The organism is Sphingobium sp. RS1, from assembly GCF_056156825.1.
Genome location: NZ_JBLZXE010000001.1, coordinates 203,273 through 223,137, shown reverse-complemented (window position 1 = coordinate 223,137; position 19,865 = coordinate 203,273). Strand labels below are relative to the sequence as shown.

Here is a 19,865-nt window from a genome sequence, read left to right as displayed (position 1 = left end):
ACATATAGCGAACGATGACCGAGAGTTCCACCAAATCCTCCCCCATGGAAATCATCGTCGTCAGGACGAACGACACTGCTCTGCCGACACGATCGCGCAAGACAGACGCCGAATCCGTCGATGTGCGGCTGCTGCGCACGATCGGGGAAATCATTCCGACCGATCTACCGCCGATCAGTCAGCTCGGTCTCGAGACGACCCTGGCGGCGATGGCCGACGCGACGAAGGCGGCGATAGCCGCCGATCTCGACTGCTGGCGCGACTGGTGCGGTGAAGAAGGCCGCAGGCCATTGCCAGCCGATCCCGAAGATATGGTGCGCTATGTAAACGCGCTGGACGCCAAAGGCAGGAAGCCCGCGACGCTGGCGCGGCGCATCGCCAGCATCGCCTCGGTCCACCGCATGCTGGGCTTGGCCTCGCCCGCCGCGCCGACCGACGCCCCGATGGTTCGCGCCGCGCTGAAGGCCATCCGCCGGCAGAGAGGCGCACTTCAGCGTCAGGCTGCGCCTCTGCGGTTAGGCAAGGCGCTGGATCACCACGCCGCCAAAGGCTTCACCCTGGCTGCGCTACTCGAAGCGTGTGGCGGCGATCTTCAGGGGTTACGGGACGCGGCGTTGCTTTCGCTCGGCTATGACGCAGGGCTCCGGGTCAGCGAGCTCACTAGGGTTGAAGCCACGCATATCGATGCGCAGGACGACGGCTCGGCGACCTTGTTCATCCCCTTCTCCAAAACCGACCAGGAGCAGGAAGGCGCGTGGGCGTGGCTGTCGGCCGAGACGATGCGCAGGGTCGCCTTGTGGCAGGCCGAAAGCGCGATCGAGGACGGGCTGCTGTTTCGCAGGGTTGGTGTCTATCGCCGGCGCGCGCGCGGCTCCGATCCGGAAACGGCACTGGCCCGAACGACCTACACCATCGGCAAGGAGGCCCTCAGTCGGCAGGGGGTCAATGGGATCTACAGGCGCGTGGCGAGTGCCGCCTACGAAATGGGGCTGGTCAACCTGAGCGCCAGCAAGCTGGCCGATGCGGTTCAGGCGCTGTCCACACATTCGCTGCGCGTTGGCCTGACCCAGGACCTCTTCGCCGCCGGAGAGGACGGAGCCGGCATTGCGCAGGCGCTGCGATGGAGTTCACCGACAACCGCGCTACGTTACGGTAGAAAGCTCGCGGTGCGAAGCAATGTCGCCGCACGGGTTCTTTCAAGAGTACGTAGCTGACCTTGACGCCTCGCCGCTCGTGGTTCGGCAGCAGAAGGAGGCATGATCTCTCCCAAATATGGAAGATAGCCTAAATATGGACTGCGCGCCCGAAGGCAGCAAGCACGCTTTCATGCATCGTTTCGGAAATGGTCGGATGCGGAAAAACCGTTTCCATCAGCTCCGCCTCGGTTGTTTCCAGTGTACGACCGATGGTGAAGCCGTGGATCATTTCGGTCACCTCCGGGCCGACCATGTGTGCGCCCAGCAGCTCGCCAGTTTGGGCATCAAATACCGTCTTGACGAAGCCTTCTGGCTCGCCGAGCGCGATAGCCTTGCCATTGCCGATGAAGGGAAAGGTGCCAATCCTCACTTCGTGACCTGCTTCCCTCGCATTTGTTTCGGTGAGGCCGACACTAGCGATCTGCGGGTGGCAATAGGTGCAGCCGGGAATGTTCCTGGGGTCCATTGCGTGCGGATGCTGACCCGCTATGGTTTCTGCCGCGATAACACCTTCATGGCTGGCCTTGTGCGCTAGCCAAGGCGGCGCCGTGGCGTCTCCGATCGCCCAGATTCCCTCGACATTGGTGCGGCATGCGCCATCGGTAACAATGTGGCCACGCTCCGTTTTCACACCCAGTGCCTCAAGCCCAACGGTTTCGGTGTTTGGGACGATCCCGATTGCCACGATGACATGGCTGTATTCGTCCGAAACAAGTTTGCCATCCCGGGCTTTGATCGCGACTGTTACGCCGGTGGCACCGATATCGAGCTTTTGGACACCTGCACCCGTCAAGATCTTCATGCCCTGCTTCACCAACGCTTTTTCCAGGAAGGTCGAGACATCTGCATCCTCGACCGGAACGATCCTGTCCAGCATCTCGACGACTGTCACTTCCGCGCCCATGTCGTTGTAAAAGCTGGCGAACTCGATGCCGATCGCGCCCGAGCCGATAACAAGCAGCTTGTTCGGCATTTCCGGCGGGTTCATCGCGTGGCGATAGGTCCAGACGCGCTTTCCATCGGCTTTCGGGAACGGCAGATCGCGAGCACGCGCGCCCGTGGCGATGATAATATTCTTCGCGGTCAACTCACTGGTCTTACCATCCGGCGCTGTGACAGAAAGCCTCCCTTTGCCGGTGAGCTTCCCCTCACCCATATAAACGGCGATCCCGTTCTTCTTCATCAGGTGCGAGACACCCTGATTAAGCTGCCTGGCAACGCCGCGTGAGCGCTTCACCACTGCATCCAGATCGGCGGTTATCTTCTCCGCGACCAGGCCATAATCCTTGGCATGCCGCATGTAGCGAAAAACCTCCGCCGAGCGCAGCAACGCCTTGGTGGGTATGCAACCCCAGTTGAGGCAGACACCGCCTAGATTCTCGCGCTCGACAATCGCCGTGTTCAACTTGAGCTGAGCGGCGCGGATCGCGGCGACATAGCCGCCGGGGCCTGAGCCAAGGACAATCACGTCGTAACTATCAGCCATGTTCGGAAATTCCTTGAGATTCAGGCCAACAGTGTCAGCGGCTTCTCAACGATGCGCTTGAAAGCGGCCATCAGTTGCGCACCGTCCGCCCCATCGATCGCGCGGTGATCGAAGCTGCCGGTTACCGACATCACCGTGGCAACGGTCAGCGCATTGTTCACTACATAAGGCCGCTTTTCGCCCGCGCCGATCGCCATGATCATGGCCTGGGGCGGGTTAATGACAGCCTCGAACTGCTTGATGCCGAACATGCCCATGTTCGACAGGCTGGCGGTGCCGCCCTGATATTCATGCGGCTGCAATTTACCGTTGCGCGCGCGCTCCGCCCTATCCTTCATCTCGCTGGAGATTGCGGCAACGCCCTTGGCGTTCGCGCCCGCGATGATCGGCGTGATCAGGCCGCCGGGGATCGATACCGCCACCGAAATATCGACGCGGCTGAACCGCAGCAGATTGTCGCCGGCAAACTGCACATTGCAGCTGGGCACTTCGATAAGGGCGGCCGCCAAGGCCTTGACCAGCAGATCGTTGACCGAGAGCTTGACACCGCGTTCGGCAAGCCCGTCGTTGAGATCGGCCCGAAGCTTCAGCAATGGATCGAGGTGGATATCGGCCGTGAGGTAGATGTGCGGAACCTGCTGCTTCGATTCGGTGAGCCGTCGGGCAATGACTTTCCGCATGTTTGACAGCTTGACGACTTCGTGTGGAATGTCGGGTTCGATCGACGGTACTGCGGCGGCAAACGCCGCGGGGACCCCCGGAGCGACGGCCGGCATCGAGGCAGGCGTCGCGCCATCAATGTCAACCTTGACGATGCGGCCATTAGGCCCGGAGCCTCTTATCGTAGAAAGATCGATGGCGCTTGCCTCCGCCAGACGACGGGCAAGCGGGCTGGCCTTGATACGGCTGGCACCAATTGCGGGTGCGGCTGACGACGCGACAGGAACAGCGGCGGGAATGGATGTAGCGACCTTGTCGGCAATCTCGGGGGCCGGCAGAAGCGCGGGAACAGCCCCTTCCCCGATAGCGGTGATATCCTCGCCTTCGGCGGCAAGCATGGCGACGACGGTCCCGACCTTCACGCCTTCTGTACCTTCGGGGATGAGGATTTTCGCGATAATGCCTTCGTCCACCGCCTCGAATTCCATCGTCGCCTTGTCGGTTTCGATTTCGGCCAGCAGGTCGCCAGACTTCACCACATCGCCCTCCTTCACCAGCCATTTGGCGAGCGAACCCTCCTCCATCGTGGGAGACAACGCGGGCATCTTGAGTTCAATCGGCATTTTCGAAACTCCGCAGGCGTCAGCGATAACGGACGCGCTTGACCGCCGCGACCACGTCATCCGCCTTGATGAGCGCGGCCTTTTCCAGATTCGCGGCATACGGCAGCGGCACGTCCTTGTTGGTGACGCGGAGCACCGGGGCGTCGAGGTCGTCGAAGCCTTCCTGCATGGCGATGGCGATGATCTCCGAGGAGATGGAGCAGACCGGCCAGCCTTCCTCCACCACCACCATCCTGTTGGTCTTGGCGAGCGACTTCAGCACGGTTTCCTTATCGAGCGGGCGGAGCGTGCGCAGGTCGATCACCTCCGCGTCAACACCTTCATCTGCCAGCTTGTCGGCGGCTTCCAGCGCGACACCGACACCAATGGAGTAGCTCACCAGGGTCACGTCACGCCCCGCGCGGGCGATGCGGGCCTTGCCAATCGGCAGGACATGATCGTCCAGCTTCGGCACGTCGAAGCTCTGGCCGTAGAGCAACTCGTTTTCCAGGAACACGACCGGATCGGGCGAGCGGATCGCGGCCTTCAGCAGCCCCTTGGCGTCGGCGGCCGAGTAAGGCGCGATCACGATCAGGCCAGGAACGGCAGCATACCAGGGCCCGTAATTCTGGCTGTGCTGGGCGCCGACGCGGCTGGCGGCGCCGTTGGGGCCGCGGAACACCACCGGGCAGCGCATCTGGCCGCCGGACATATAGTTGGTCTTGGCCGCCGAGTTGATGATGTGGTCGATCGCCTGCATGGCGAAGTTGAAGGTCATAAACTCGACGATCGGCTTCAAGCCGCCCATCGCCGCGCCTGTGCCTATGCCGGCAAAACCATACTCGGTGATCGGGGTGTCGATGACGCGGCGATCGCCGAACTCTTCCAGCAGGCCCTGCGTCACCTTGTAGGCGCCCTGATATTGCGCCACTTCCTCGCCCATCACGAAGACGCGGTCGTCGGCGCGCATCTCCTCGGCCATGGCGTCGCGCAACGCCTCGCGCACCGTGGTCTTCACGATCTCGGTGCCGGCGGGAATATCGGGATCGGCAACCGCCGCGCGGGGCGCAGGCGCCGCAACCGGCTGCGGGGCCGGCTCCGCCGCCTTGGGCGCGGGTGCCTCGACCTTGGGAGCGGGGGCGGCGGCTTGGACCGTCACGGCGCTTTCACCCTCGCCAGCGATCAGCGCGATCACCGCGCCCACTTTCACGCCGTCGGTGCCTTCAGGAATGACGATCTTGGCGATGATGCCCTCGTCCACTGCCTCGAATTCCATCGTCGCCTTGTCGGTCTCGATCTCCGCGAGGATGTCGCCGGATTTCACCGCATCGCCTTCCTTGACGAGCCACTTTGCGAGCGTACCCTCCTCCATGGTGGGAGAAAGCGCCGGCATCTTCAGTTCAATCGCCATCAATATTGCCCCACCAGCACATCGGTATAGAGTTCGGCAAGCTCGGGCTCCGGGGCCTGCTCGGCGAAGTCGGCGGCTTCCTGAACGATCTGGCGGATCTCCTTCTCCAGCGCCTTCAACTCATCCTCGGTGACGCCGGCCGCCTCCAACTCCTGCTTGAGATGCTCGATGGCATCGGACTTGTCGCGGACCGCCTGCACTTCCTCGCGCGAGCGGTACTTGGCCGGATCGGACATGGAATGGCCCCGATAGCGGTAGGTCTTCAATTCCAGGAGGATCGGCCCCTTGCCGGACAGCACCCACTGCCGGGCTTCCTCAGCAGCGCCACGGACAGCGAGCACGTCCATGCCGTCCACCTGGATGCCGGGGATGCGGAAGCTCTCGCCGCGCCGATAGAGTTGGTCCTCGGCCGACGCGCGGTTGACGCTGGTTCCCATGGCGTACTGGTTGTTCTCGATCACGAAAATCACCGGCAGCTTCCACAGCTCCGCCATGTTGAAGCTTTCGTAGACCTGTCCCTGATTGGCCGCGCCGTCGCCGAAATAGGTGAGGCAGACGCCGCCATCATCCGCATATTTATGCTTGAAGGCTAGGCCCGTGCCCAGCCCCACCTGCGCGCCGACGATGCCGTGGCCGCCATAGAAGCCATGATCGACCGAGAACATGTGCATCGACCCGCCCTTGCCGCGTGAAATGCCCGCAGCGCGGCCGGTCAGCTCTGCCATGATGACCTTGGGATCGATCCCGTAGGCCAGCATGTGGCCGTGGTCGCGATAGCCGGTGATGACGCTGTCCTTGCCCACCCTCATAGCCGATTGCAGGCCGACGGCGACGGCCTCCTGCCCGATATAAAGATGGCAGAAGCCGCCGATCATGCCGAAGCCGTAAAGCTGGCCGGCCTTTTCCTCGAAACGGCGGATCAGCAGCATCTGGCGGTAGAGTTCCAGCATCTCCGCATTGGTCGCCTGATAGCGGACGGGCTCGGCCGGACGTTCGCGATTGGAGGCGGATCCAGATGAAACCGAAGCCCGCCTTGCCGGCCCGGCTCGGCTCTCTGCCTTCACATGCTGCTCTTTGGCCACGAACCCTTCCCTTCCCCTGCCTGCTGCGCTTTCGGGGTCTGGCCATGAGATAAATGTCACATCAGTTCAAATCATAGTTCATTCGATGTATGTATAACCAATGGTGATGAATCGGATCGCGCTCTACCATCTGGAAACCCTGCTTTGGATCAACCGCCTTGGCTCGTTCAGCGCGGCAGCGAATCGCCTCAACACCACGCAACCGGGCATTTCCGCGCGAATACGCGAACTTGAGAATCACCTGGGAATTCCGTTGTTCGCGCGACAAGGGCGTAACATGATCCTGTCTGTCCAGGGCCGTGAACTGGTGCGCCGATGCGAGCAGGTGTGGCCGTCGCTTCAACAGGCCCTGCTCAATCCGGTGGACCTCAGCAGCGTGGCCGGCATCGTCCGTATCGGATCGGGTGAAATTGCGGCCGCCAGTTGCCTGTCCGCTTTCGTGAATGCGATCCGTCAGGAGATGCCAGGGCTTTCACTGGAGATCGAAATCGACCTGACATCGAAACTGATCGATGGACTTCTAAGTGGCGCGGCCGATCTGGTTTTCGCGATCGGTCCCGTTGAAATGCCCGGCATCAAGACGCGGCGGATCGGCGAGGTCGAGTTGATATGGCTCGCGTCTCCCAGCCTCGCGAACATGCTGGAGCAGCGACTCGTGCCCCCAAAAGACCTGCTGTTCTGGTCATTGGCACGAAGCTCCCCCATGCATGCGATCATGCATGATGCCTTGGGTGGACTGGGATATCATGACGGGAAGATAAACACCTGCAACGACCTGCATTCTCTGATCGATATCATCGTGTCCAGCGGCGGCGTAAGCTTGTTTCCTCTCAACATGGTGGGAGAGAAGATATCTAGTGGCGAGATCGTTCGCGTTTTCGATCAGTCACCGCCTCCTATTCTGTTGCAGGCAGCGATCCGATCTGCTGAGAAGGACCCGATCATTCTTCATATCTTCGAAATTGCCCATGCGCTGAAAACCGAAGAGGTATCGGCGCCCGCCGCTCGATAGGACCGGGTCTTCGGCCGCGCTTCCGCATGATCGTTCGTTACAGGGGCGCTGGACCGCGCCAGTTGGGCCGTGTCGGCAATGTGCCGTTCGGACGCCTGTGCAGGTCGATGCCATTGCCCCGTTGTCTGGTGAACACCATCAGCGGCACGACGGCGTCATAGGTCGTTGACGAACCGAAAAAGTCCACCGGGCCGTGCCAACGCTGCCCTTCCGCCACTTTCATCCGATAGGTTCCAGGTGGAACCGCGATTATCGCCCGATCGTTCTTGCGGACATAGACCGAGATCACATGCCGCCCGCTTTGAGGGTCGAAGAGCTGAACGACGGCGTTCGCATCGGAGGTCGTGACTGCCATCCGCGATGTCGCCCCGGCCGGATCCAATGCGGGGTTGACCGTCACGCTGCCCGTTTCGGGGAAGGGTAATCCGGGTTCACTATCCGCCAGCCAGCCTTCCCGCTTCAGCGAATGCCACACCGGGATAGCGATGAGAAACAGGCTCAACGCGAGCGACATCCAGCGCAGCATCCCGCCGGCATTACCGCGCGATCCCCTCAACCGGCCGCGCTGATAATCGAAACCGCGGTTGACGGGATCGAACCAGGCGCCCTCGACGCGCCCGGCCCGATCGTTCCATCGGGTTCCCTTCGCGCGCGCGCGATAGCGCTCGCGCATATAGTCGCGATCTTTGAGCCCCATGCCGGTTATCCCTGATATGCGGCGCTCGCCGCACCGTCGCGAAGGTCACCCACGAAACCGAGCACCGTCTGTACCGTGGGGCTTGCACCAGCGGGGATCCGCAATGTGTGATAGCCGGCCCGGGCGGTCATCGCGTCACGCTCCCGATCCTTGCCGGGATCGTGCGAACGATCGTCGATCTCGATCAAGGCGACCACCCTTCCCGTCGTGGGATCCTCGACCACAAAGTCGATGATCTTTCGCTGGAAGCGATTCCAGTCCGCTGGGGTCGGCCGCCGGCCCGGCACCGATGGAACCTTGAGGAGGGCTCCCATCGAGACCTGGGCATGGAGGCGGTACATGGGCAGGATGTGCTCGAGCGCGGCCAGCATGGCTTGCTCGCGCTGCGTCATGAATGGCCGCGCCACTGGGTCGAGCGGTTTCTGTGGAGTGAAGCCTCGGGACATTTTCGACCAGCCAAGCGCGACGATGACGCCCACCAGCAGAAGCGAGGCGAGAAATTCAAATGTGCTCATTGTAGCCCTCCGTTCAGCCCCAGCCGTCCCGGCGACCTTCGCCATTGTCGCGCAGCTTACGGCCATCGAGGGCCGACCGGCGGATGTTGAGTTCGACCTCCTCACCCTTGCGGGTCAGCTGGACATCACGCGGATCGATGTTGTTGCGCTTCGCATAGTCTTCGGCTGCCCGTTCGCTCCCGAACTTGCCAGCCTCATCGAATTCCCAACCCATCGTTCGTCTCCTTCTCTTCGCCGCAGGCACCACGCCGGCGACTTCTCCATTCACAAGTCGAGCCCGAGGCTGCGCTCGGGCAGCGGTGGCAGCGGATCGCCGCGATCGGGTTTCAGATCGGGCGGCGCTTGTGGGGCCTTCGCGGCCGGCGCAGATGCCGCGCCATCGGGCAGAGGCGGCAGATCGCTTGGAACGGGAGCAAGATCGGACAGGTTGACGCCGTCGATCGGACCGGGATCGAACTTCTCGCGGGGTTGCGCGCCCGGCCCCTTCCTGCCGTCGATATCGAGGCGGCCGAGCGTCTCGAGCGAGGAGGTCTTGTTGCCGGGATTCATGTCGAGCTGCCGCGCGAGCTTCTCCTTGTCGTCCACGACCATTGTCAGCTCGTCGCGCACGCGCGTGACCCCGACGTTGAAGAGGCGCTGGTTCGAGAGGTTGCGCTCATGCGACGACATGACGGTGATCGCCTTGTCGGTGGTGATCCCCTGGGCCATGTGCATATTAAGGCTATAAGCAAGGTCGAGCCGAGATAGCATCGGGTCACCGAGGCTGAGCGTGAGGAGCACCTTGTCCGCAGTCTCAACCTTCACGCCATCGGCATCGACGCCCACAACGCGCGCAAGCGCGGCATTGTGCAGGCCGCGCTGCTTGTCGTTGGCCGTCCAGCGGATGCGGTCCCCTTCGCGCAGCTGAAGGTCCTTCTTTTCAGAAAGCTGCAGGCGATCGCGCTGCTCGGTCGGCGACAGCTTCTGGGGATCGAAGCGTATCCTGCGCCGACCGTCCGACAGTTCGACCTTCCCGTTGGCGTGGACCTTGAGGACGTCGTAGCGTCCCGCCTTGATCCCGACGTCCTGCGCGCCGCCGCGGCCGACCTCGAGCGTCTGGCCCTGACGGTAGGTCGAGGCATAGCGCAGCTCCTCGCGCGTGGTGTTGACCCGCTCAAAGACAGTGAGATGGATCGCCTGGCCCTTGACGCTCCCTTCCGCGATCAGGCCATCTTGGATGCGCTGGTTGATGACGGCGCGCGCGTCGCGGCCCGAAGCGAAGACAGCGGTCGCCTCCCGTTCGCCAGGGGAGAGCTCGAGCCACATGTCGGCCGCAGCGGCGGCCGGCTCCCCCGCCTCGACGACACGGTCCCCCAGCACTTTCAGCGCCGCGCCGGCCTTGCCGATATTGGCGAGCGCCGCGACGGTGCGCAGTTGGTCGGTGCGTTGGCGGATATTCTGATCCATCCGCGCCATCGTGCCGCCGCCCGCCTGGATCATGGCGAAGGCCTTGCCCGCGTCGATCGAAGAGAGCTGCTGCCGGTCACCGACCAGAACGAGCTTGTCGACGCCCAAGGCTGCTGTGATCTGGTGGAGCTTGAGCATTTCGTTCGACGACACCATCGAGGTTTCGTCGACGAGAAGCATGGTACCGGCGAGCTTCTCGCGCGCAGCCTCATATCCCAGCGTGTCACGCTCGGTCACGAACCGCTCGTTGGCGAGCACGAAGGAAGCGATCGTCTGGGCCTTGATGCCCGCCCCTTCGGCGAGGTCCGCGACCATCTTGTTCTGGAAGGCAAGTCCGGTGATCCGGGCGCCCTCCTCCTCGGCGACCCGCGCGACCGCCTGGAGCATGGTGGACTTGCCCGTGCCGGCGGCGCCCTGCACCGAGACGGTACGATCGGCGGATGACAGGATCATCGTCGCGGCGGCGAGCTGCCCAGGATTGAGCGGCCGTTCGGCGGCATCCTGCAATCGCTGCGGCGCATCGGCGGCCGCCACAATTGGCTCGGACTTCCCTTTCCCCTCCTCGACGGCGGCAAGAATCTTCTCTTCGGTCCGCAGCGCCTCCTGCGTGGTCACCATGCGGCCAGTCCGGTCCGCGGCTGTCGCGACGCCCGGGATGAGCTGACGGTTCTGCACGAGCCGGTCGATCCGCCTCTCGATCAGGTCGACGGTGACGCCCTTGAGACCGAGATCGAGCGCGGTCTTGCCGAGCAGATTGACGGGCCATGCGGCCTCACGTTCGGAGAGGATCCGGACGGCGGACGCGACCGCGAGCTGCGCGCGCGCTTCCGCTGGCGACTTGACCGCGCGGGCGAGCGCATTGTCCACTAAAGGGTCCTGGGGGCGGAGCAGCGCACCCAGCGTCTGGCGGGCACCAGTTACGGCATCGACAATGGCGCGGTAGCCGCGCTCGAGAGCATTTTCCGAAGACGCCATCCCGGCGCGCGCCTCGGCTGCTGCCCGCAGGTCCTTGCCGTCGAAGCCGTGGGCAGCGGCCTGGTCGATCCAGCCCTGCTTCAGCGCGGCGCGGTCCTCGACGTCGAGCTTGGGATCGCGCGAGCGTTTGGTGATTTCGCGCAGGCCCTCCGGCGACTTGATGCCGAGCCGCGTTGCGTGATCGAGGATCTCCTCGCGGCGCTGGCTGAATTCGCCGATGACCGCCTTGGGAACGCCGGCAATCTCAAAGGTGCCATGCTTGCCCTTGAGGTCCACCTGATAGCCGATCCGCTCGAGCCCGGCGCGCAGGAAAGCATGGTAGATCGAGCCGATGATGCTGTTGTGGCTCCAGAGTTTGTCGGCGTGGAGTGCCTGCCATTTGCCATCGGGCATGCGGGTGAGGTTGGCGATGACGGCGTGGATGTGGGCCTGCGGATCGAGCGCCCGGCTCGTGTCGTGCTGGAAGAGCGCGTAGACGAGATTGCCCGTCTGGACCGGGACCTTGCGCCCCTCGATGTCGCGACGCCCTTCCGCGAGGTTCTTCTCGACCCAGGCCATGGTCGCCTTGACCGCGGCCATATTGGCGTCAAGCACGCGCTTGTCGCCGGCGACATAGGCCATGACCGAAGCCGACTTCGGCATGGAGAAGGTGAGGTCGTAGCCGGCGCGCCGGTTCTCGACCTGGGCGACCGCTTCGCCGCTTGGGAGGATACCGTTCAGCACGCCCTCGAAGGCGTCCTTCGAGACTTCTCCGGACAGGCCGATCGCCTCGGCGCCCTCCCCTCCCCAGGCGCTGATCTCGGACGAGCCCTCGACCGTGTAATAGTCGTCCTTCGCGAAATAGTTCGCGGCACCGGAAGCGGAGCGGACGCCGGCGACCGAGAGCATCAGATGCCCATGTCCATGCCGTCATCCTCGCGGCCGGTGGAGAAGTCGTGGCGCAGCTCGATCAGGGTCTGGTCCTCGACCTGTGGGCTCGTCTCCCCGTGCCGGTGGCCATCACGACGATCGTCCCGGTCGCGCGCGGAAACCGGCTGTTCCTCGCCGCTGGCGCGCGCCGCCTGCGCCCTGTCCGCGCTATGCGTGCCAGGCGTCGCCTGTTCGTCCCGGTCGTCCGCCCGCTGCGCCGCGCGGCGGGCGGCATCGTCCTCCTCCTCGACCTCGGCCGACAGGATCCGTGCGGCGAGATCGCGGGCGAGATTGGTGATCTCGGCCACTTCCTCCACGACCTGCAACGAGCCGTCGCGCCCGCCCGCCTCCCCTGCCCCGTCTTCCTCGAACACCTCCTCTCCGCGCCTTGAGCGTACCGGCCCGACATCGGGCCGTTGGACGAAGCCCTGGGCGACCTGGGGATAGTCCTTCCACTCGAGCAGGATGCGCGCGGCGGGGAAGCCGTCGGGGAATTTCACGAAGCCGTGCATCGAGGGCAGGTTGGTGATGTCATCGGCGATGACGAGTGGTTCGACCTGCTTGCGCGGGGTCAGGGTCGAAGCGTCGCGGGTGTTATTGTAGCCGTAGCTATAGGCCTCATCCATCTGGCGAACCTCGCGGTTGCCGATGTAGCGCGCGCACTGCTCGGCCGTGTCGAGATCGGCCGTCGCGAGGATGAGCTTGGAGCGGGCGAGCGAGGCGAGATTGCGTGCCCCTTGCTCGCCATAGACTTCGACCAGCTTCTCGAAGCTGTGGATGCCCAGGATCATCGCGCCGCCAAACGCGCGCGCCGTCTGGAGACCATTCTCGATCGCCGGAAGGCGATGCAGTGCGCCAAGCTCGTCGAACATGAACCAGGTGCGCAAGCTGCGGGTGCGCGGCAGCGTCATCAGCCGGTTGATCGCGAGATCCATCCACAGCGTGAGCAGCGCCCGGTTCATCGGCAGATCGACATAGTTCGACGTCACGAACAGGATCGATCCGGGCTTCTTGTCCCGCGTGATCCAGTCGCGGATCGAGAAGGATTCGCCCTCGTCGGGAAGGAAGCGAAGGACCTGCGCATTGGTGTTGAAGACGGCGCGGATCGATTCCGCCATGCGGGCCGCTTCGGGGGCAGTGAGCGGGTCGGCGATGGTGTTGGCGAGGAAGCGGTGGACGCGCTTCAGGTCGGCCGTCATCAGGTTCTCGGACAGCGCCAGATTGCTGGTCTGCCCCCGCTCCATCAGGCGAATGCACATCTCGATGAAGAGGGTGCGCGCTGCGAGCGCCCAGAAGGGTTCGGACGAACCGCCATCCGAAGGGATTAGCGCCGCCGCGGCGGCCGTGAATTCGCTGTGGGTGCGGCAATCGTTGAAGATCGACCAGGCCGGGCAGCGCGCGTCCATGGGATTGAGGATCGTGTCGCGTGTGGGATCGTAGAAGGCTTCGACATAGGCGCCGGTGAGATCGAAGATGACGGCCGTGTCCTGGCGCTCGCGCATCTGGGTGACGAGGCTTCTGAGCTCGGTCGTCTTGCCTGATCCGGTGGTGCCGATGAGCATCGCATGGGATTGTTCGGTGCGGTGCGGAAAGGGGATGCCCGCGAGCGTGTAGGGATGATGGATGCCGGCTTCCTTGCGCGCTCGGAACGGGAGCGCGAGAACCTGCCGCGAGGACAGGCCGGGGAAGAGGTCGGCCGCCTCCTCTTCGAACTTCACCCGGTTATGCTCGTTGATCTCCACCAGAAGCACGCTGCGATCAACCAGCATGGCGCCGCGTTCATGCCGTTCCTGAAGGATCGAACGGCCGCGCCGATGCGAGATGTCGACGAACCAGATGGCGGCCGGAATGGTGATGAAGACCGAGATCAGGAAAGCGCCGATGAGGCCCCGCATCGCGACGGCCCAGGCTGTGATGACCTCGGGAATATAGGGCACCGCTTTCATCACGGTGCGCATGAGGTCGCCGTTCGGCAGCGTGACGTTGACGCGCTTGTTCGGATTGAGGTCGATCCAGTTCCAGAGGGTCGCATAGACCTTCATGCAGACGAGCTGGAAACCATGCTCGTCGAGCTTGAGCGACATGATGATGAACCAGGCGGCGAGAAAGGCGAAGAACCAGAGGATGAAGGGCAGCTTGGCGCCCGAGAACCACATCAGCATCTCATGGGTGAGTAGCTGGCTGCCGCGGGTGAAATTGCCGGCATTGCGCTGCACGCGGCCGCGCGCCGAATGATGGGTGAGCGGGACGGGACGCCCGTCCGTGCGGATGTCCTCACGCGCCATGATATTGCTCCAGACGTTTGTCGGTTTCCGCGATGATGCGGTCGCGATATTCGGGGAATTGTTCGCGGATGATGATGTCGAGCGCGAGATGCTGGAACTCGCTGATGCGGGCGATCCGACGGTGGCTTGAGGTCAAGAGCTGGCCGGATCCCAGGAAGGCATCGACGGCCGCGCGCAGCAGGTCGGACGGCGTGCATCCGCGCTCCGCGGCGAGCGCTACGAGGCGATCATATTTGCTCCGGTCGAGCCGGACCGAGCAATGCTTGTAGGGAATGGTCAAACCGAGCCTCCTAGCAGGGAGGCTGGTGGGGTCTCAGAAACCGATCCGACTTATAGCGCAATCGTGTCGGTGGAGCAAGAAAATCGCATGCGCGGCGCGGAGCGTGTTCTCGTGTAACACGCTGAAATGGCCGATTTTCGTGTGTTTTGTGGGCAGCGAAATCCTGTCCCACAGCCGCACACGCACCAAGACCGCCATAAGTCGCTGGAATTGTTCCAGAACCCAATGCACCGAGGTGCGTTCGGTGTGCTTCTCTGCACCAGGGCTGATCCACTCCCCGGGGCGTCTTGTGACGCGATCAAATGGCATGGGGAAGCGCCTCCGGCGGGACGCCAGGCCGTCCGGTGGACGGAAGGAAAGCCATGGTTGCGGCAGTTGACCAACCGCTTGGCGGGCGCGCATTCCGTGCTTCCGGCATGGCCGGTGAGCGCTTATAGTGGGCCTGTTCATAGCCCGATCAGCGTGAACCGAGAGGCCCTTCATGGCACGCACATTGGAACAGGAAAGAGCAGCGATAGAAGAGGAAGGCCGCAAGCTCGAGGAGCGACGGCAACGGCTGGAAGAGAAGGAACGCGAGGCCGCGATCCAGGCTCTTGAGAAGACCGGCCTGCTGAAGCTCGACGGCAAGCGATTGGGTGGGCTCGTTGCCCGTATCCGGTCGCTCGGCATCGACGAAGTGGAAAAGCGCCTCACGGCCTGAACAGCCCCCGCCGCGACCCTTGTCGCGGCACGGGCATGGGGGGTTCGATGCCCCCCATGCCCGTAACATCGCCACACAAAAAAAGGGAGAGGCGCGTGCGCGCCCCTCCCCGTCTTGCCTCAATATTCGTCGAGCAGTCCGCCCGGCACGCTGTGGACGATCCGGTCGATGATCGTCATCGGCAGCGCGCCGTAATCGCCCTCGTCGATGGTGATGTAGCCCGCCTCGTCGTCCGCCACGACGTGCTGGTCGAAGTAGCTGTGAAGCGCGCGGCGTTCGGCGTTCGCGATGGCTGCGAAGAAGGCGGCGTTGTCGGCGGCGGCGCTGGTCGAGATCATCTGCATGGATTCGCTCCTGTCTGTCTTGAATGACAGGAGCGGCGCGTCAGGCGGCCGAGGCCGGGTCAAGGACCCGCGAAGCGGGCCGCGAAGCGGCGGTGGGGGTCACGATTTTCTTCGGCGGCCACCACGCCGAAGGACGAGCGCCTCCCCTCGATCCGCCGAAGAAAATCGTGGGGCCCCGCCGTCCTTGAGGCGGCCTCGGACGTCTGACAGAATGGGAAGACTGTGAGAGATGTTCCCTCTCGTCGGGAGACCTCGGCCGAGGCGTAGCGACGTGCGGACCGAAGGGTCCGCATGGCACGCGAGCGAGCCGGGGCATCGAGCCATCTCGTCGAAAGAACGGGACCGAGCGCGTGGCCCGGTCCCGGCTGCCGTCAGGGGTGACGGCCGCAATGGCAATAGTGTTCGTCGATGCCGGTCAGGGAGCATAGGCCGGGTCCGAAGTCGGCATATCGCTCGTCCTCGCCCGCGATGTAGCCGTGGTCATTGGCGATCTTGACGGCGTAGCGGCGCAGGTCCGGATCAAGCTTGTTGATGGCGCGTGCACAGGCCGTGGAGAACTGGCGGGCGTAGAGTTCGTACGTCGCGCCGGCGGTGGCCCGCATCTCCGCTTCGGCGAGCCGTTCCGCGTCGGCACGCAACTGTTCGAGGGTCAGAAACTGCGGCGTCTCCTTGATGCACGAACCCCCGGATAGAGCGATAGGCTGGTTCTGGATCACCACGCGATAGGCCGGGCTATCGTCCGAGAGTGCTCGAAGGATCGCGTAGCCGTTCGATCGGGCGACCTGGCGTGCGATGCGGCAAGTTAGGCGGTAGAGCCGGTCATGCTCGGCCCTGAAGAAATCCCGTTCGGTGGAGGTTTGGGCAACGCTGACTAAGCGCCCGCAGGTCTGGGTAAGTGCGAGATATCTTTCGAGCAGGCGAATGAGCCGGAAGCCAGTCGCTTGCGCTGGCCAGTAGCCCGGCTCGTGCGGTTGGACAATATGGGCGGTATCCGGCCGGACGTCGTCGATGTCGTCATCCGGATTGTCCGGCACATGGTCGTCGGGGATCCGATAGACGGTTCCGCAGTGCGAGCAGCGCGCGCGTTCGTCGACATGATCATATTGCTCGGCGTCGAAGAGGGTCGTGCAGTTTGGACAGAATGGGGTGCTGAACAGCGTGCGCAGGGAGTGGTGAAGATTGTCCATCGAAGCCTCCGTTGATGATGGTGCGCTCCCCATCTCGCATCGATGAGGATGGGCTCATCTGGACGCGGTGTTGAGGCGGTCAGGGACGGCATGGCCGCCGCGTGAGCGGGCAGCGGGGGGAGCCGATTTTGTCGCCGGGAAGCGCAGCGCGCCGGCCGGCAAAATTGGGGGGACCGCTGATCCTTGACGGCCGATCGACACCCAGCGTCATGCTTTGGCGATGAAGCCTCGTCTGATGCCGAGATGTGAGAGAGCTTGGGTCCCGTCTCCCATCTTAGGCACGTGTCCGTGCCTGCCGGCAAGGCACTGTGGCTCGCTGTTCAGACGACCCACCTTGGTGTCTTCCCATGTCTGTGATAGGTGGCTGTTTGCGCCGCGAAGGCCGTGGCGCCGGGACTGGTAATCCCGTCGAGAAAGGCAGCTCGGTGTGATCTCACGCCGGGGTGCCTGCGCATATGTCCAGGTGCCTTGGTGCTAAAAGCGTAGGCGCATGTCTCGACGTGTTACCAGCCCCGGCTCCCGCGCCTCGTGCGCGGGAGTTTTGAGCAAGGGTTCGACCTTTGCGCATTGCGGGGAGCCTGGGGATGACCAATTCGGGACGAGAGATTGTTCCCCGCCGCGCGAAAGCCGCACCGCGCACGCCGGAATCAATCGACATATATGATCCGCAGGGAATCGATTCAAACGTCCGCCGGGCCCTCGCAGTCGTGCTGATGCGTGAGGCGATGGCGGCGCTCGAGCAAGCTGGCGAGCAGATGGCGACCTGTCATTTACAGGCGGCGATCGACAGCCTCATGCGTCGAAGGACCGACAGGATCCCGCCGGAGAAGAATTGCCGGGACTAACGCATGTCAGGCCCATGCGAAGCGGGCAGCCTCGCGCTCCTGCGCGCTCGCGACGAGACGCTCTAGTCGGGGCAGGTAATGACCGACACCGCGCAGCGCCGCGCGGCTCGGCGTGGCCGGATCGGACAGCCGGGCGCGTAGGAGATCGATGGGGATGTCACCGACGCTGTCAGGCTCGATCGCGAGCGCTTCGAGCAGCGCGTAGGCATTGCCGTAGGCGAGATCGAGTTCGACGCCCTGATCGGACGTGAGGGCGACGCGCAGGATGATCTCGGCGCTGCTCGGGCAGTGATGGATCGCGATGCGCTTGCCTCTGAACTGGGCCTCCTCGACGACTGCGATGACAGTGGCCTCGTGGTCGAAAATGCCCGTGATCGCGGCGAGCGCGAGTGGACAGACGCGCGCCTCGAAGCTGTCGCCAAGATATTCGTCGGGTTCGAGCAGCGCGATGCCGATACGATCTCCTTCGGAACGGAGGAACCGGCGGAAAGCCGCAAGCTTGCGGGCTGTGATGATGGCGCTGGGCGAGGCTGTATCGTCGGCCGGCTCGGTGATGCGGAACAGGATGGACACGGGCTTGGTCTCCTCGGCTGAAAGCGCCTCGCCTCTCCCCTCTTTCCTTGGCCCTTTCGGGTATTGTCCGTGCGGCGCGCGCCAGCGCCCGGCGGTGCGCGGGGGTTCGATGCCCCCGCGCACCGCATCCTCGCAGCGAAAAAGCAGGAGAGGCCCCGGCGATTGCCGGAGCCTCTCCCGGACGCGTCACCGACGACGGCGACCACCGCCGTTCACCATGGCGGCGTAATAGTCGTCCTGGGTCCAGGGATCGAATTCGTCCCGCGACTTTGCGGTTCTGCCGGTGGGCTGGGCGGGCTGCGGCTTGGCTGACGGTTCGAGCTTCACGATGTGGAGGGGAACGCCTGCCTGCCGCAGCTTCTGGGCGAGGTTCATCTGGATGCCGGAGCCTTCGCAGACGACAGCTTCGACCGGCTTGAGGGCGAGCAGCCGATCGTTGCGGACGAAGGCGGCCTTGGCCCCCAGCCGGCGGTCGAGGCGGAACATGATGACCTTCACGCCGCGTGCTGCTGCCCATGCCTGCGCGATGGCATCGCAGCCCTTGGTCTGTGCTGTCGTGGCGAGGATCATCTCCGGGATGCGGGCCAGGATCGAGTCCAGACCCTTCCAGAGCATGTCATGATCCTCCCAGACCTGACCGCCCGAGAAGGCAACGACCGGACCTTCCGGAGCGAACTGCTCACGGCGTTCCCGCATCCGGGCGGCGAGATAGTCTCGGGCGTCGATCATCGAGGCGGTGACGCCCTTCGAGACCCGGCTGCCGCGCGTCGGCGAATAGGGCCGTCCGGTCTCGACCCGGTAGACGTCGGCGGCGTGGTCGCGCATGCATTCCATGGCATCCCGGCACCCCTGCAGCGTCTGGCAGAGCAGCTGCGCCTCCTCGATCTGCGATGCGTAGATTTCGCTGGGATCGAAGCTGCGCGCGAGTTCGCCAAGCTCCTTGGCCGCATCGTCCTCGCGGTCGCTGATGCGCTTCGCCACCACATGGAAGCTGTTGACGAAGCCCCAGGCGAGATCGCTCGCGAAGGGTTCGAGGCGGGTGTCGCGGAACACATCGAAGAGCGTCGCCATCACCATTTCGACGGCGGCTCGGCTCTGTTCCGGATCGGGCATTTCCAGTTGCTCGCTCTCGTCGACAGGCGAAAGCTTGGCGCGCTCGTCATGCTCGATGAAGGCGGCTTCGTAGAGCGGGCTACGCTGGTCGGTTCCCGTCTCGCTGGCGATGAAGCTGGCGAAATCGGCGAAGTTCGAGAAGGACTTGGACATGTTGGCCTCCGTGGCTTTTGGATGTCTCATCCACGCGATGAGGCCTTGTTCAGGACATGCGGCGGTCAGGGAGGTCGGGGACGTTAACCGGGAAGCCGGCCGCGGCCGGACCCCGGTTGACGCCGCACCAGCGGGGAGCGGGGGAACCGATTTTTTTCGGGTGGGCGCGGCAGCGGCCGCACGAAAAAATTGGGGGGACCGCTCATCCTCGACGGACTGCCAACCCCGCATGCCAAACTAGGCAGACACAAGAGAGGAATAGGGATTTCAAACCTCACCGGGGGAATCCCGCAAGCGGGTTCGTCACCCGAATGGGCGGAGACGGGCCGAAGGCCTGGCTCCGTGAGCTTGGCCGGGGCACGTGCGGTACGCGCGGGCGGCGGCTTAGCGAATA

General features: G+C 63.8%; 18 protein-coding genes. 4 read left to right on the top strand and 14 right to left on the bottom strand.

Annotated elements, in window-relative coordinates; genetic code table 11:
* Nucleotides 1–14: 14 nt before the first annotated feature.
* Nucleotides 15–1,214, top strand: coding sequence for a tyrosine-type recombinase/integrase (locus ACNHGR_RS01160; RefSeq protein WP_011950420.1), 1,200 nt, complete (start codon nucleotides 15–17; stop codon nucleotides 1,212–1,214).
* Nucleotides 1,215–1,284: 70 nt separating this feature from the next.
* Here the strand turns inward: ACNHGR_RS01160 and lpdA are convergent, their stop codons facing one another.
* From lpdA to pdhA, 4 genes are read right to left on the bottom strand one after another with little or no spacing between them, the layout of a single operon-like run.
* A complete protein-coding gene (gene lpdA / locus ACNHGR_RS01155) occupies nucleotides 1,285–2,682 on the bottom strand; it encodes a dihydrolipoyl dehydrogenase (RefSeq protein ID WP_011950421.1) in 1,398 nt (465 codons plus the stop codon).
* A 20-nt stretch (nucleotides 2,683–2,702) separates the two neighbouring features.
* Entirely contained in the window at nucleotides 2,703–3,965 is a 1,263-nt protein-coding gene (locus ACNHGR_RS01150; RefSeq protein ID WP_011950422.1) for a pyruvate dehydrogenase complex dihydrolipoamide acetyltransferase, read from the bottom strand.
* A gap of 19 nt (nucleotides 3,966–3,984) precedes the next feature.
* Nucleotides 3,985–5,355 carry a pyruvate dehydrogenase complex E1 component subunit beta gene (locus ACNHGR_RS01145; protein ID WP_011950423.1) on the bottom strand — a complete coding sequence of 457 codons (1,371 nt, stop codon included), beginning with the start codon at nucleotides 5,353–5,355 and terminating at the stop codon, nucleotides 3,985–3,987.
* The gene (pdhA, locus tag ACNHGR_RS01140; protein WP_011950424.1) at nucleotides 5,355–6,437 is read right to left on the bottom strand and encodes a pyruvate dehydrogenase (acetyl-transferring) E1 component subunit alpha; all 1,083 of its coding nucleotides are present in this window, start codon (nucleotides 6,435–6,437) and stop codon (nucleotides 5,355–5,357) included. The genes ACNHGR_RS01145 and pdhA overlap by 1 nt, the downstream gene beginning before the upstream one ends.
* Nucleotides 6,438–6,537: 100 nt before the next feature.
* Between pdhA and ACNHGR_RS01135 the strand changes: the two genes are divergently transcribed.
* Nucleotides 6,538–7,449, top strand: coding sequence for a LysR family transcriptional regulator (locus ACNHGR_RS01135; protein WP_011950425.1), 912 nt, complete (start codon nucleotides 6,538–6,540; stop codon nucleotides 7,447–7,449).
* A gap of 37 nt (nucleotides 7,450–7,486) precedes the next feature.
* Here ACNHGR_RS01135 and ACNHGR_RS01130 read toward each other — a convergent pair whose 3' ends face one another.
* The 6 genes from ACNHGR_RS01130 to ACNHGR_RS01105 are packed head-to-tail and all read right to left on the bottom strand — an operon-like array spanning nucleotide 7,487 to nucleotide 14,556.
* Complete coding sequence (locus ACNHGR_RS01130; protein ID WP_232332932.1) at nucleotides 7,487–8,122, bottom strand: hypothetical protein; 636 nt, start codon at nucleotides 8,120–8,122, stop codon at nucleotides 7,487–7,489.
* 29 nt (nucleotides 8,123–8,151) lie between these two features.
* Nucleotides 8,152–8,661: a DUF2726 domain-containing protein gene (locus ACNHGR_RS01125; RefSeq protein ID WP_011950427.1), complete on the bottom strand. Its 510-nt coding sequence runs from the start codon at nucleotides 8,659–8,661 to the stop codon at nucleotides 8,152–8,154.
* Between the two features lie 13 nt (nucleotides 8,662–8,674).
* The gene (locus tag ACNHGR_RS01120) at nucleotides 8,675–8,875 is read right to left on the bottom strand and encodes a hypothetical protein (RefSeq protein WP_011950428.1); all 201 of its coding nucleotides are present in this window, start codon (nucleotides 8,873–8,875) and stop codon (nucleotides 8,675–8,677) included.
* A 50-nt stretch (nucleotides 8,876–8,925) separates the two neighbouring features.
* Nucleotides 8,926–11,970: a MobF family relaxase gene (gene mobF / locus ACNHGR_RS01115; RefSeq protein ID WP_011950429.1), complete on the bottom strand. Its 3,045-nt coding sequence runs from the start codon at nucleotides 11,968–11,970 to the stop codon at nucleotides 8,926–8,928.
* Nucleotides 11,970–14,276, bottom strand: coding sequence for a type IV secretion system DNA-binding domain-containing protein (locus tag ACNHGR_RS01110; RefSeq protein ID WP_011950430.1), 2,307 nt, complete (start codon nucleotides 14,274–14,276; stop codon nucleotides 11,970–11,972). Before ACNHGR_RS01110 ends, mobF begins: the two co-directional genes overlap by 1 nt.
* The gene (locus tag ACNHGR_RS01105; protein ID WP_011950431.1) at nucleotides 14,266–14,556 is read right to left on the bottom strand and encodes a hypothetical protein; all 291 of its coding nucleotides are present in this window, start codon (nucleotides 14,554–14,556) and stop codon (nucleotides 14,266–14,268) included. The genes ACNHGR_RS01110 and ACNHGR_RS01105 overlap by 11 nt, the downstream gene beginning before the upstream one ends.
* Nucleotides 14,557–15,037: 481 nt before the next feature.
* Between ACNHGR_RS01105 and ACNHGR_RS01100 the strand changes: the two genes are divergently transcribed.
* The gene (locus ACNHGR_RS01100) at nucleotides 15,038–15,256 is read left to right on the top strand and encodes a hypothetical protein (protein WP_026002696.1); all 219 of its coding nucleotides are present in this window, start codon (nucleotides 15,038–15,040) and stop codon (nucleotides 15,254–15,256) included.
* A 119-nt stretch (nucleotides 15,257–15,375) separates the two neighbouring features.
* Here ACNHGR_RS01100 and ACNHGR_RS01095 read toward each other — a convergent pair whose 3' ends face one another.
* On the bottom strand, nucleotides 15,376–15,600 hold the full coding sequence (locus tag ACNHGR_RS01095; RefSeq protein WP_011950432.1) for a hypothetical protein: 225 nt from the start codon (nucleotides 15,598–15,600) through the stop codon (nucleotides 15,376–15,378).
* A gap of 371 nt (nucleotides 15,601–15,971) precedes the next feature.
* Nucleotides 15,972–16,787, bottom strand: coding sequence for a hypothetical protein (locus tag ACNHGR_RS01090; RefSeq protein WP_011950433.1), 816 nt, complete (start codon nucleotides 16,785–16,787; stop codon nucleotides 15,972–15,974).
* Nucleotides 16,788–17,371: 584 nt separating this feature from the next.
* Here ACNHGR_RS01090 and ACNHGR_RS01085 point away from each other — a divergent pair.
* On the top strand, nucleotides 17,372–17,632 hold the full coding sequence (locus tag ACNHGR_RS01085) for a hypothetical protein (RefSeq protein WP_017184751.1): 261 nt from the start codon (nucleotides 17,372–17,374) through the stop codon (nucleotides 17,630–17,632).
* Between the two features lie 6 nt (nucleotides 17,633–17,638).
* Here the strand turns inward: ACNHGR_RS01085 and ACNHGR_RS01080 are convergent, their stop codons facing one another.
* Both ACNHGR_RS01080 and ACNHGR_RS01075 read right to left on the bottom strand, forming a co-directional pair.
* Nucleotides 17,639–18,205 (bottom strand): hypothetical protein, encoded by a 567-nt coding sequence (locus ACNHGR_RS01080; RefSeq protein WP_017184750.1) that lies wholly within the window; start codon nucleotides 18,203–18,205, stop codon nucleotides 17,639–17,641.
* Between the two features lie 186 nt (nucleotides 18,206–18,391).
* The gene (locus ACNHGR_RS01075; protein ID WP_011950436.1) at nucleotides 18,392–19,471 is read right to left on the bottom strand and encodes a DUF2493 domain-containing protein; all 1,080 of its coding nucleotides are present in this window, start codon (nucleotides 19,469–19,471) and stop codon (nucleotides 18,392–18,394) included.
* Nucleotides 19,472–19,865 lie beyond the last annotated feature (394 nt).